General features: G+C 67.1%; 10 protein-coding genes. 8 read left to right on the top strand and 2 right to left on the bottom strand.

Annotated elements, in window-relative coordinates; genetic code table 11:
- Positions 1-41: 41 nt before the first annotated feature.
- Genes ABSL23_RS11265 through ABSL23_RS11250 form a run of 4 tightly spaced genes read left to right on the top strand, consistent with a single transcriptional unit; the run spans position 42 to position 4,488 of the window.
- Entirely contained in the window at positions 42-1,370 is a 1,329-nt protein-coding gene (locus tag ABSL23_RS11265) for an isochorismate synthase (RefSeq protein ID WP_353633826.1), read from the top strand.
- A complete protein-coding gene (menD, locus tag ABSL23_RS11260; RefSeq protein WP_353633825.1) occupies positions 1,367-3,124 on the top strand; it encodes a 2-succinyl-5-enolpyruvyl-6-hydroxy-3-cyclohexene-1-carboxylic-acid synthase in 1,758 nt (585 codons plus the stop codon). Before ABSL23_RS11265 ends, menD begins: the two co-directional genes overlap by 4 nt.
- 26 nt (positions 3,125-3,150) lie before the next feature.
- Positions 3,151-3,537, top strand: a complete 387-nt coding sequence (locus ABSL23_RS11255) for a hypothetical protein (RefSeq protein WP_353633824.1) — start codon at positions 3,151-3,153, stop codon at positions 3,535-3,537.
- Between the two features lie 36 nt (positions 3,538-3,573).
- Complete coding sequence (locus ABSL23_RS11250; protein WP_353633823.1) at positions 3,574-4,488, top strand: 1,4-dihydroxy-2-naphthoyl-CoA synthase; 915 nt, start codon at positions 3,574-3,576, stop codon at positions 4,486-4,488.
- Here ABSL23_RS11250 and ABSL23_RS11245 read toward each other — a convergent pair.
- Positions 4,482-5,699, bottom strand: coding sequence for a HAMP domain-containing sensor histidine kinase (locus ABSL23_RS11245; RefSeq protein WP_353633822.1), 1,218 nt, complete (start codon positions 5,697-5,699; stop codon positions 4,482-4,484). The two genes, ABSL23_RS11250 and ABSL23_RS11245, sit on opposite strands and share 7 nt — an antisense overlap.
- Before the next feature lie 157 nt (positions 5,700-5,856).
- Between ABSL23_RS11245 and ABSL23_RS11240 the strand changes: the two genes are divergently transcribed.
- The 4 genes from ABSL23_RS11240 (at position 5,857) to ABSL23_RS11225 (ending at position 10,378) form a co-directional block, all read left to right on the top strand.
- On the top strand, positions 5,857-7,086 hold the full coding sequence (locus tag ABSL23_RS11240; RefSeq protein WP_353633821.1) for a transposase: 1,230 nt from the start codon (positions 5,857-5,859) through the stop codon (positions 7,084-7,086).
- A gap of 232 nt (positions 7,087-7,318) precedes the next feature.
- Positions 7,319-8,923, top strand: coding sequence for a BCCT family transporter (locus ABSL23_RS11235; RefSeq protein WP_353633820.1), 1,605 nt, complete (start codon positions 7,319-7,321; stop codon positions 8,921-8,923).
- A 201-nt stretch (positions 8,924-9,124) separates the two neighbouring features.
- Positions 9,125-10,096: a hypothetical protein gene (locus ABSL23_RS11230; RefSeq protein ID WP_353633819.1), complete on the top strand. Its 972-nt coding sequence runs from the start codon at positions 9,125-9,127 to the stop codon at positions 10,094-10,096.
- Positions 10,097-10,147: 51 nt separating this feature from the next.
- Positions 10,148-10,378 (top strand): hypothetical protein, encoded by a 231-nt coding sequence (locus tag ABSL23_RS11225; protein WP_353633818.1) that lies wholly within the window; start codon positions 10,148-10,150, stop codon positions 10,376-10,378.
- A gap of 116 nt (positions 10,379-10,494) precedes the next feature.
- Here the strand turns inward: ABSL23_RS11225 and ABSL23_RS11220 are convergent, their stop codons facing one another.
- Complete coding sequence (locus tag ABSL23_RS11220; RefSeq protein WP_353633817.1) at positions 10,495-12,147, bottom strand: histidine kinase N-terminal 7TM domain-containing protein; 1,653 nt, start codon at positions 12,145-12,147, stop codon at positions 10,495-10,497.
- Between the last annotated feature and the right edge of the window lie 22 nt (positions 12,148-12,169).

The following is a 12,169-nucleotide window of genomic DNA, read 5'->3' as shown; positions in this document are numbered from 1 at the left end:
AAGGAACAGGCTATTAGTCGCAGCGTCCTGAACCTCCGACAATGAGTTCTCTGTCCGGCGAAGCGGCCGCCCGCGGGGCGGTCGTGAGCAGGAGCTGCCGGGTGGCCGACGTCTCCTATCGGGCGTTCCTGGCGGCCCGGGACGCGCCCCGCATCCACTGGGCGGACCCGGACGGCCTCGAACTGTCCGGGGTCGGCGACGCGGCGACGGTGACGGCCTCGGGCGCCGACCGCTTCGGGGCAGTCCGCGAGTGGGCGACTGCGCTGTTCGACGACACCGACCACGACGGCCCCGAGGTCTCGCGGCCGCGGCTGCTGGGCGGGTTCGCGTTCCACGACGACCACGCGCCCGAGGGAACGTGGGCCGGCTTCCCCGCCGCGCAGTTCGTGCTGCCGGAAGTCCAGTTGGCGAGCGCGGGTGACGAGACGTGGCTGACGGTCACGCGAGCGGGCGAGGACATCGACCCCGAGGCCGTCGAGGCCGCGCTCGACGACGCCCGCGAGGAAATCGAGGCGCTGCCGGCGATGCAGCCCAGCGGCCCGCGCCCGGGCGTCGAATCGACGACGACCACCAGCGACGAGGCCGCGTGGCGCGAGCAGGTCGAGCGCGCCGTCGAGCGCATCGACGCCGGCGACCTGCGGAAGGTCGTGCTCGCGACCGCGCTGCGCGCGGACCTCGCGGACGACCTCGACCCCCGCGACCTGCTGGAGCGGCTGCGGCAGTCGTACCCGTCGTGTTTCCGGTTCCTCGTGGAGCCGACCGGCGACGCCGCGTTCCTCGGCGCGACCCCCGAGCGCCTCGTGACCCTCGACGACGACAGCGTGCAGACGGTCGCGCTCGCGGGGTCAGTCGGCCGCGGCGATACGCCCGAGGAGGACGCCGAACTCGCGGCGCGCCTCCGCGACAGCGAGAAGATTCGCCACGAGCAGCGCCTCGTCACCGACACCATCGCCGCCCAGCTCGACGCGTTCGGCGAGGTCTCGGTGGGCGAGCGCGGCGTCCGCAAGCTCTCGAACATCCAGCACCTGAACACGCCGATTACCGCGGACGTGAGCGAGGACGCGCACGTCCTCGACGTCGCCGAAGCCCTGCATCCGACGCCGGCGGTCGGGGGGCTGCCGCCGGACGCCGCGCTGGACGTGATCCGGGAGACCGAGACGTTCGACCGCGGCTGGTACGCGGCGCCGGTCGGCTGGTTCGACGGGGACGGCGACGGCACGTTCGCGGTCGGCCTGCGGTCGGCGGTCGCCCGCGACCGAACGGTGACGATGTTCGCGGGCAACGGCATCGTCGCGGACAGCGACCCCAGCGAGGAGTGGGACGAGGTCCAGTTGAAGTACCAGCCGATTCTGGACGAACTCCGCAGATGACCGCGCCGAACCGGAACACGCTGTGGGCGCGCGCCGTAGTGCAAGAACTCGTTCGCGCTAGCGTGGACGCCGCCTGCGTCTGCCCGGGGAGTCGCTCGACGCCGCTAACCGTCGCGCTCGCCGAGCACGACGACGTCCAGATATTCTCGCACCTCGACGAGCGCTCGGCGGCATTCTTCGCGCTCGGTCGCGCGAAGCGCACCGGAAAGCCGACGCCCGTCGTCTCCACCTCCGGCACCGCGACGGCGAACTTCCACCCCGCGGTGATGGAGGCCAATCAAGCGCGCGTCCCGCTGCTCGTCCTCACGGCGGACCGCCCGCCGGAACTCCGGGACTCGGGCGCGAACCAGACCGTCGACCAGACGAAACTCTACGGGGACGCGGTGCGTCACTTCCGCGAACTCCCCGAACCCGAGGCCGACGCTCGGAAGCTCTGCTCGCTGCGGACCGCGGTCTGCCGCGCACTCGGGGAGACGACCGGCGCGAACCCCGGCCCCGTCCACCTCAACGTCCCCTTCAAGAAACCTCTCGAACCCGTGGAGGTGCCGGGCGACGTGCCCGCGGACTTCGCGGACGACCACTCGCTCGCAGCCGAGGGCCGGGACGGCCCCTTCGTCTCCGTCCACCAGAACCCCGCGGCGCCCGACGACGCGACGCTGGACGCGCTCGCGGATACCGTCGAATCCGCGGACCGCGGGCTCGTCGTCGCCGGCCCGGACGACGCCCACGGCTTGACGGCAGCGGCCGCCGCGGCGCTGGCGGACGCGACCGGCTTCCCGGTGTTCGCGGACCCGCTCTCGGGGATTCGGTTCGGCGAGCACGTCTCCGACTCCCGCGTCGTCGGCGGCTACGACGGCTTCCTCGCCGCGGACGACGCCCCGCTCCCGGAGCCGGACGTCGTCGTGCGGTTCGGCGCGTCGCCGACCTCGAAGCCCCTGCGGAACTACCTCCGGGACGGCGGCGCCCGCCAGTTCCTCGTCGACCCCGCGGGCGGGTGGCGCGAGGCCACGTTCACGGCGTCGGACCTCGTGGTCGCGGACCCCACGGAGACGGCGCGCGCGCTCGCCGAGCGCGTGGACCGGCCGGCTGGCGAGTGGAGCGAGCGCGTTGCGGCAGTCGAAGCCGACTACTGGAACGCCATCGACGCCGTCGAGCGCGACGCGTTGCTGGAAGGCGACGTGGTCGCCGCGGCCGCCGACGACGCCCCCGACCCCGCGACTGTGATGGTGTCGAACAGCATGCCGGTCCGCGACCTCGACCGGTTCGCGCGGCCGCGTAGCGCCGAGTTGACCGTGCTCGGGAATCGCGGCGCGTCGGGCATCGACGGCATCACCTCCACGGGGTTGGGCGCGGGGAGCGCCACCGACGACCCGCTGGTCGTGGTCACGGGCGACCTCGCGTACTACCACGACGGCAACGGCCTGCTCGCGCTCGACCGCTGCGACGTGGACGCGACCATCGTCGTCGTGAACAACGACGGCGGCGGCATCTTCCACATGCTCCCCATCGAGGAGTTCGACCCGCCGTTCACGAGCCAGTTCAAGACGCCCCACGGCCTCGACTTCGAGCCCACGGGCGACGTCTACGACTTCGAGTTCGCGCGCGTGGAGACGCTGGACGGCTTCCGGGACGCCTACCGGGAGTCCGTCGAGAGCGAGGGCACGCAGGTCGTGGAGGTGGTGACGGACAGCGAGGCCAGCCACCGCGAGCGCGAGCGCCTCGCGACCGCCGTCGAACGAGACCTCAACGACTAAGGGACTCGCCCCGACACGTCGGTTCGATGCCCTCCACCACGACGCAGCTCGCGATTCTGGCCGCCCTCGCCGGCGTGCTGGGGCTGCTGTACGTCGGCGCTATCGCCAACGAAATCGTCGTCGGCCTCGCCGTCGCGCTCGGGTTCGCAGTCGTCGCCGTCCTCCTGTACGCGGGCGGCACGAACCGCGAGACTGTCGCCGCCGTGACGATGGGCGCGACCGTCGTCTACGGCGTGTTCACGCTCCAGTTCCCGACCGCAGTCGTCGCGGCCTGCGTCGTCTACCTCACACTGTGGGTGACCGACGAGGACGGCCCCTTCGACGCGTCCCCGCCCACAATCATCCCCGAGGGCGTGGTCGACGGTCCCGTCGAATCTGACGAGCGCGCCGAACCCGACGAGGCCGCCGAGTAAGGAACCTTTTTGCGCCGGCCGCGCCCGTTCTCGGGCATGGTCTCGGACATCTTCGACCCCGACCGCTGGGAGGAAGTCGCGGACTGCGACTTCGAGGACATCACCTACCACCGCGGGACGGACGTCGACGCGGTCCGCATCGCGTTCGACCGCCCCGAGGTCCGGAACGCGTTCCGGCCGGGCACCGTGGACGAGCTCCACGAGGCGCTCGACCACGCGAAACGACAGACGGACGTCGGCTGTGTGCTCCTCACGGGGAACGGCCCGAGCGAGAAGGACGGCGGCTGGGCGTTCTGCTCGGGCGGCGACCAGTCGGTGCGCGGCGAGTCCGGCTACGAGTACCGCGGCGACGACGAGGCCGCCACCGAGGAGGACGAGACGGTTCAGAAGGCGAAGGCCGGCCGCCTCCACATTCTGGAAGTCCAGCGCGCGATTCGGTTCATGCCCAAGCCCGTGGTCGCGGTCGTCCCCGGGTGGGCGGTCGGCGGCGGGCACTCCCTGCACGTCGTCTGCGACATGACGCTGGCCAGCGACGAGCACGCGAAGTTCCTCCAGACGGACCCCGACGTCGCCTCCTTCGACGCGGGCTTCGGGTCGGCGTACCTCGCCAAGCAGGTCGGGCAGAAGAAGGCCCGCGAGATTTTCTTCCGCGGGAAGACCTACGACGCCGAGGAAGCCGAGGACATGGGGATGGTCAACGAGGTCGTCCCCCACGACGAACTGGAGGATGTCGCGCTGGAGTGGGCCGACGAGATGGCGTCGAAGTCCCCGACGGCGATGCGGATGCTGAAGTACGCGTTCAACATGGCCGACGACGGCCTCGTCGACCAGCAGGTGTTCGCGGGCGAAGCCACCCGCCTCGGCTACATGACCGAGGAAGCCGAGGAGGGACGGGAGGCGTTCATGGAGGGCCGCGACCCCGACTTCTCGGACTACCCGTGGTACTACTGACCGGCCCCGTCGGCGGCCAAGTCGTCGGTGCGGGACTGCTCGGCGGACGGGCTGACGAACGGTGACGCGGTGGCCTCCTCGGACTGCTCTCGGGGGAGCGTGACGCGGAACGTCGAGCCCTCCGGCCCGGTCTCGACGAGTTCGACGGTCCCGCAGTAGTGCTCGACGAGGCGCGCGACCAGATACAGGCCGAGGCCGTGGTCGGCGGCCCGGCGCGACGGCCGCTCGAACAGCGTCTCGACCTCCTGCTCGGGCACGCCGCTCCCGTCGTCCTCGACGTCGATGGTGACCGCGCCGTCCTCGACGCGCCCGCGAACCCAGACGTGGGGCGGGTCGCTGTCGTTGTGCTCGACGGCGTTCGCGAGCACGTTCCCGAACACGCGCGGGAGCAGCGCGTCGGCGTAGACGTGTGCCGACGCCGGGAGGTCGGTCTCGACGACCACGTCGGCGTCGAGGTCCGAGAGCTTCCCGGCCTCCTCGCGGACGACTTCGGCGACGTCCACGCGCTCGAAGTCGGTGCGTTCTTTCGTCGCTTCGAGGAGGACGCGGACGTCGCCGACGACCTCGGTCACCTCTTCGCTCTTGCGGCGTATCGCGCGGCTGTACTCCCGGCCGGGCGACCCCGCGTCGTGTTCGTCCGCCAGGAGTTCGGCGTACCCCGAGATGACGTTCGTCGCGTTCAACACCTCGTGGCGCAGCAGGCTGTTGAGGTAGTCCAGGAGGTCCCGCTGGGTTTCGAGGTGTTCGGCGCGGACGGCGCTGCGTTCGGCGTCCATCGCTCGCTGAATCGCCTGCGCCTCCGTCACGCCGATGGCGACCCCGACGCCAGCGCCGACGGCGCACGCCCACCGAAGCCACGCCACCGTCACCAGCAGCGACTCCGCGGGGAGCGCCGCTATCAGCGCGACGTTCACGGCCAGCGAGGCCGCGACGCCGGCGACCGTCCACAGCCAGACGCGGCGGTGGCGCGCCGGCTCGACGGCGCTCCCGGAGAGCCAGCGCCCGGCGTACGCGATGCCCGCGACGAACGGCACCATCGTCAACACCCCGACGGTGAACTCGTCGGCGAACGGCAGCACGGTCGCGCTCCCCAGTTCGTCGGTCCACAGCCCCACCAGCACCTCCACGGCGACGAACAGCGAGAGCGCGGCGGCCAGCGCGTAGAGCCGCCGCGGCACCGAGCCCGCGGGACGGGACGTCAGCCCAGTCATCCTCTACGCGAACGCGCTCGTTCGGTCATAGCGGTAACAGCGCGGAAACCTACCTGTTTACGGGTGGGAGGAAGCGCGTTCGCTCCGTGCAACAACCCACCGACAATGGCAGGGTCGACTCCCTAACACTTTGAACTATCAAACACACATATGATGTATGGAGAAGCGGCGTACTGTCCCCGTGAAACTCGACGTGGACAGTGACGACGCCACACTCCTCGAAGACACGGTCGACGAGTTCCTGTGGGCTGCCAACTACGTGACACGCCACGCTTTCGAGGGCGAATACGTCACCACGAGCAAGACAACGCTCCACGACGGCACCTACGACGACGTGCGCGATAAGACGCCGTTGCACAGCAATCACGTCCAAGCGGCGCGAAACAAGGCCGCTGACGCCGCCAAGAGCGTGGTCAAGAAGTGGAAGCAAGGCAAGAAGGCGTCGATACCTCACTTCACTAGCCCACATCTCGTCTACGACCACCGGACTGCGACGTTCCACGACGAGTACGTGTCGCTGGCAACAGTTGACGGTCGGATTGAACCCGACTACGTGCTTCCCGACGAGGAACGAGACACGCCCCACGCTGAATACTTCTTCTCGGACGAGTACGAAACGACCGGGGCAGAACTGCATTACACGAACGGCAACTGGATGCTTCACACCCACTGCAAGAAGGACGTGGAGCCTGACACGCCGGGACAGGATGCCACCGAGAACGGAACGGTTCTCGGGGTTGACCTTGGCGTGAATAATCTTGCAGTTGCCTCGACTGGTACGTTCTGGACTGGCGACGAGTTCGACCACTGGCGGCGTGAATACGAGAAACGCCGTGGTGACTTACAGGAACACGGCACGCGGTGGGCACACGAGAATATGCAGGCAGTCGGTCGAAAAGAGGAAGGGCGGTTCAAACTGACGCTCCACCGCATTTCGAACGAGTTGATGGCTGAAGCCCGTGACCACGAGTGTTCGGTGATTGCATTTGAAGATTTAACCGACATTCGGGAACGCACTGGTGCGTCGTGGGGACACAAGTGGGCGTTCAACCGCCTCTACGAATACGTCGAATACAAAGCCGAAGAATACGATATCAACGTAGAGCAGGTTGCCCCGGAGAATACGTCACGGCGTTGCTCTGAGTGCGGGTTCACGCACCCGGACAACCGTGAGAGTGAATCGTTCGAGTGTCTGAAGTGTGGCTATGAGAATCACTCTGACTACAATGCGGCGAAGAACATCGGTTTGCGGTATCTCCGCCGGAACCAAACTGGAGACGGTGGAGGGGCATCCGTAGGCATCGCCCTGAACAGCGGGACGTTGAACGCGAACGGAGAGTATGAACCTCCTGCCGACAGTGTCGGCCAGAGCGGGAGTCCACGCTGAAAGCCCACCCCTTTAGCGGTGGGCTAGCTTACAAGCTCACGGTTCCGCGCGGCCCGTCCGTTCGGATGACGGCCACACTCGCCGGTAAACGCCGAGACGACGGCCTTTTGCGTGAAACCGCGCTCAGATTGGGCAAGATGTACGGAACCGTGCTACGACGACCGAGCGACAGCACTCGCCGTCGCGCACACGATAGCCGCGAAACCGAGCCCGCGAACGGCACAGCACACCGATGACCAGTCGGCTCTGGTACGTCCTCGGCCTCGACGGGGCGACGTGGCCCGAGCGCGCGCTGTTCGGCGTGACGATGACCGCGATGGTCGCGCTCGCGGCGTTCGGGTTCGCGCGCCCGAGCGCGCTCAGCACCGCGCTGAACGGCGCCTTCGACTGGGTGCTGACGTACTTCGGCTGGTGGTTCATCCTGCTCGGGTTCGTGTTGCTGTTGCTCGTGTTCGGGGTGACGTTCTCCCGGTACGGCCGCCTCCGCATCGGCGGCCCGGACGCCGAACCGGAGTTCGACACGCTCTCGTGGCTCTCGATGGTGTTCACCGTCGGGTTCGGCGCGTCCATCCTCATCTGGGGGGTCGGCGAACCCATCTCCATCGTCCAGAACCCGCCGCCCCAGCCCTATCCCGTGGAGGGCGCGTCCATCGAGTCGCTGGCGCTGGCGTTCATGTTCGTCCACGAGGCGTTCCCCGGGCTGGCGATGTGGTACCTCCCGGTCGCGCTCGCGTTCGGCATCATCGTCTACACGCAGGGCGTCGGCGAGTACAAGGTGTCCTCGATGCTGTCGGGCATCGTCGACGCCGATTCGTATCCGGGCTTCCACTGGGCGGTCGACCTCGCCGCCATCGTCGCCAGCATCGGCGGCATCGCCACCACGCTGGGGTTCAGCTCACAGACGATGGCCGCCATCCTCAGCGGCGTCTTCGGGATGGAGGCGAACTTCCTCACGTACGGCATCTTCGCGCTCATCGGCGCGGTGTTCCTCACCGACGTCTGGCTCGGCCTCCGCAAGGGCATCCGGAACGCCGCCCGCGCGACGATGCTGTTCATCGTCGCCGCGATGGCGCTGTTGGTGGTCGTCGGGCCGACGCTGTTCATCTTCGAACTCGGGCTGGACGCCACGGGCGTCTGGCTCGGCAACATGACGCGGCTGATGCTGTACACCGACCCGATGTCCGCCGGCAACTGGGCCGCCAACTGGACCGGCTTCTGGTGGGCGTGGTGGGCGGCGTGGAGCATCTTCGTCGGGAGCTTCGTCGCGCGCGTCTCGAAGGGCCGCACCATCCGCGAGATGTTCGTGGTGCTCGTCGTCGCGCCGGCGTTCCTCTCGTGGCTCCAGCACCTCATCATCGGCGGCTGGGTGCTCTCCCCCGAGTACGTCGCGCCCGTCAGCGAGGCGTGGGCGGCCAACGGCATCCCCGCCGCCATCGCCACCGCGCTGAACATCACGCCGTACGGAACCCTGCTGGCGGTGCTGTTCGTGCTCGTCATCGCGGGCTACATCATCACGTCGCTGGACTCGGCGGTGTTTATGATTTCCGCCATCACGCTCGGCGACGAGAACCCTAACGCGCGGAACCGCGCGTGGTGGGGCGCGCTGCTCGCTGGCTTCGGGATGATGGCGCTGGAGCTGGAGAGCTTCGAGGCCATCGAGGCGCTGTCCCCGATTCTCGCGCTCCCGTTCACGGTGTTTCTCGTGGCGGTCGTCTACGCCAGCTACGTCGCCGCCCGCGACTACGCCGACAGCCACAGCAGCGTCGACGTCGACCCCGGCTCGCTGCTCTCCGAGCAGGACCGCGCCAGCGACGTCCCGCCCGCCGACGACGACTGACGCGCGTTCTCGTTCTTTCCTCACTTGGAGCGAAGCGAGCGGCCTACCGAGTGCGGTAGTGGCCGTTCGCTCGATGCTCGCGTTCCAGTCGTGGGACTGCTCGTGAGCCGTACGTAGCCCTCATACCACTACATTCCAAATTTAGACTAGTAAATTATATTTATAAATACACAAGTTAAACTGCGGCGAAGCGACGATTGCATGTCTGACAAGCAGACACGCAGAACGTTCATGCGCACGACCGGTGTTGCAGCGGGCGCCGCAATTCTTCCCGGATTCGCGAGCGCAACACCTGAAGAAGAATCCAACATCGAAGCTGAAGTCGATACTGTAGTCGAAAACGGAATCAAACACGCTGTTTCAATCGCTCGCAATCCCGATACTGGCGAAATCGACGGGTCAATCATCTCGATCTCAGACCCAGAAGCCGATCAGACGGAAGACGGAAACTCTCTCACAGAGGTCAGCCCGGAGATGTATGACATTTCCGCGGATGTCCTCAGCGAGGTCGAACCAAATATTTTCGACGGGCAAAAGCAGAGCGCGAATACGGATGCCACCGCCAAATCTGAGGACCAAGATTCGAAGGTCTGGGACGAACTCCGCAAAACGGCCGACGTGGATACAGCCCCAGATGGGCCGTCTATCCAAGCGAAAAGCATCCTGCAAGACGTCATCGAGGAGATCGCCGCTGGTACTAAGGACTCCATCGACCGCATCGGCCTCTACTTCGAGGACAGCCCGAAGGGAACCGACTGCGACGCCGCCGCCAACAGTAAGCAGCACCGGCAACTGGGCGCATCAATCGAATACGAGAAGGTACCCGGTAACCTCACAACGACGGTACTCACGTCTGTGCTGGGAACGCTTGCAGTTGCAGCGTTAAGCGGTTCCTCTTTAGCTCCACTTGGCACAGTTGCAGGTGCCGTTGCTGGATTTGCTATCAATCAACTCAAGGACTCGACATACATTACGATGGCATTTCGCGATTTAGATGCGTGTGCTATCGGCGTTTGCGCTCCATCTATTCGGGTGCTAGTGAGTGGCGTCTGGATGGACCGGGATACGGACATGCTCACGGTTAACGGGACACCGGACTTTCCTGCGCTCCACCTAGAGAATTTCGCCGTGATGGATGTTGGATACGAAGAAATCCAGGAAATATCCTCGTAACCCATAAATACAAATATTTTTAACTTTTGTAATAATATTAGGGGGCTTGAAATGGCAATGGACCTACTGGTAGACATCCGAGACGAACTCGAGGGGGACTTCAATCATCCCATCATCGGATACACTATTCTCGCCTTGTCCGGAGGACTCGCCGTATTGACGGCGGGCGAACTATTGATGGCACTAGAAATGCCGACCTCCGTCGTTTTCACCGGAATCATCATCGCTGCGGGTGTCGTGCCCACGGTTACCGCGTACATTCTCCACAAGACTGGCTTCTGAGACCCGTCATCCTCTCTCGAAGACGCCACCAGCAACGTCATCGCCGAAGTGGAACAGCCCGCCGGCGTTCGAGACCAAGACGCCTGGGGCGGGAGTCTTGAGGCGAACCGATACGGTCAGTCGTCCCCCGGTCGGCTGACGCTGCCCGTCCCGGTGACGACCACACGCACGCCGTCCTCGTAGTCGGTGTCGAGGCTCGCCGACCAGCCGTGGACGGCCGCCAGCATCCGCACGTTCGGCAAGAGGATACCGGCTTCCGAGTCCGGCACGGCGCTCCCGTACTCGAAGAACGCTTCGGGGTCGGCGTCGCCGGGCGGCCGGCCGTCGCCCGCGACCGCGAACCAGTCGTCGCCGCGCTCGACGGTCACCTCGCTGGCGCCGTTGTGCGCGGCGAACGCGAACGCGCTCGCGAGGAGTTCCCGGACCCGCGTCGGGTCCGCGACCACGTCCGCGTCGCCCTCCACGGACAGCGACAGGTCGCCGACGTCGGCGTCCGCCCACGCGTCCGCGACGGCCGCCCGGAAGTCCACGCGCTCGGTGTCTTCGAGGGTCTTGCCGTGGCGCGCCAGCACCGAGAGGTCCTCGACGATGCCGGACATCCGGTCGGTCGTCTCCGAGGCGGTGCGCAGCGACTCGCGGGCGGCCTCGACGTTCCCGCGGTCGAGGGCGTTCCCGGCGACGGTGACGCGCCCGCCGATAATCTGGAGCGTGTTCAACAGCTCGTGGCGGATGGCCGCTGCGAACCCTTCGAGCTGGTCGTTTTGGCGTTCGAGCTCGCGGCGCTTGCGCTCGGTGCGTGTGACGTCGCTGAACACGACCATCCGGCCGATGTCTGACTGGCCGAGCGAGAACGACGTGTCCGTCACGAGGTAGTAGCGCGTCTCGCCGTCCACGGCGCGCGCCACGACCGGGTGGTCGTCCCCGAGCGTCTCCGCGGTTTCGGGGAGCACGTCGTCGAAGCGCTCGCCGGTCGCGCCGTCGAGCGCGGCGAACAGGTCGCGGGCGCGGCCGTTGTACTCCCGGATGCGGTCGGCGCCGTCGAGGTAGACGACCGCGTCGTCGACGCCGTTCGTGAGCTGGACCGCGAGGAACTCCTCCTCGTAGACGTAGAGCACGCCGAGCGCGAACGCCGCGACGCCAAGCGGCTCGTAGTTGATGTCCACGAGCAGCGGCGACGCGAACCCGACGACGTCCAGCGCGACGGGGAGGGCAGTAACCCCGACGAGCGCGCCCAGCGGCCGCGTGTCGTAGTCGGCTTCGAGGAACAGCTCGAACAGCATGAAGAAGCCCACCGCCACGAGCGCGTACGACAGGCCCGCGACGAGCCAGTGGATGGTGCCGTGCTGGATGGCGAGGTGCGGGAACGGCGCGTCGACGGCCGTCGTCGTGAAGTAGAGGCCGTGGACGTGGTTGGTGAGCTTCACTGCGACGATGCTGACGTAGGTCGCGACGGCCGCGTGGCGGTACCTCGGTTCGCGGTGGAACGACCGCCCCGTGTACGCCGAGCAGAAGTACAGCCACGCGCCCACCGTCGAGAGCCCGACGACGAGGCTGAGGTCGTACGCGACGTACTTCAGGAACGCAGAGGGGGCGACGAGGAACGCGAGCTCGAACAGCGCCCAGCCGCCGCTGCCCGCGACCACGCCCACGAGGCCGCGCCGCGTGTCGGCGTCGGCGACCCCGAGCGCGCGCCGCACCCCGACCGCACATCCGAGGACTGCCGCGCCGAACGCGACGACGTACGCCAGAAAGACGAGAGGTAACCCCATCCCCTCGAAAACGTCTCTTCAG

This window comes from Halobacterium sp. NMX12-1 (assembly GCF_040435975.1).
Lineage (GTDB): Archaea > Halobacteriota > Halobacteria > Halobacteriales > Halobacteriaceae > Halobacterium > Halobacterium hubeiense.
The sequence above is the reverse complement of the archived record's forward strand: the minus strand, read 5'-3'. Positions and strand labels throughout refer to the sequence as shown.

Coding starts and splice junctions, on each gene's coding strand:
- ABSL23_RS11245 (WP_353633822.1), bottom strand. CDS start 5,699: ATGACTGGGCTGACGTCCCGTCCCGCGGGCTCGGTGCCGCGGCGGCTC.
- ABSL23_RS11240 (WP_353633821.1), top strand. CDS start 5,857: ATGGAGAAGCGGCGTACTGTCCCCGTGAAACTCGACGTGGACAGTGAC.
- ABSL23_RS11250 (WP_353633823.1), top strand. CDS start 3,574: ATGGTCTCGGACATCTTCGACCCCGACCGCTGGGAGGAAGTCGCGGAC.
- ABSL23_RS11235 (WP_353633820.1), top strand. CDS start 7,319: ATGACCAGTCGGCTCTGGTACGTCCTCGGCCTCGACGGGGCGACGTGG.
- ABSL23_RS11255 (WP_353633824.1), top strand. CDS start 3,151: ATGCCCTCCACCACGACGCAGCTCGCGATTCTGGCCGCCCTCGCCGGC.
- ABSL23_RS11220 (WP_353633817.1), bottom strand. CDS start 12,147: ATGGGGTTACCTCTCGTCTTTCTGGCGTACGTCGTCGCGTTCGGCGCG.
- menD (WP_353633825.1), top strand. CDS start 1,367: ATGACCGCGCCGAACCGGAACACGCTGTGGGCGCGCGCCGTAGTGCAA.
- ABSL23_RS11265 (WP_353633826.1), top strand. CDS start 42: ATGAGTTCTCTGTCCGGCGAAGCGGCCGCCCGCGGGGCGGTCGTGAGC.
- ABSL23_RS11230 (WP_353633819.1), top strand. CDS start 9,125: ATGTCTGACAAGCAGACACGCAGAACGTTCATGCGCACGACCGGTGTT.
- ABSL23_RS11225 (WP_353633818.1), top strand. CDS start 10,148: ATGGCAATGGACCTACTGGTAGACATCCGAGACGAACTCGAGGGGGAC.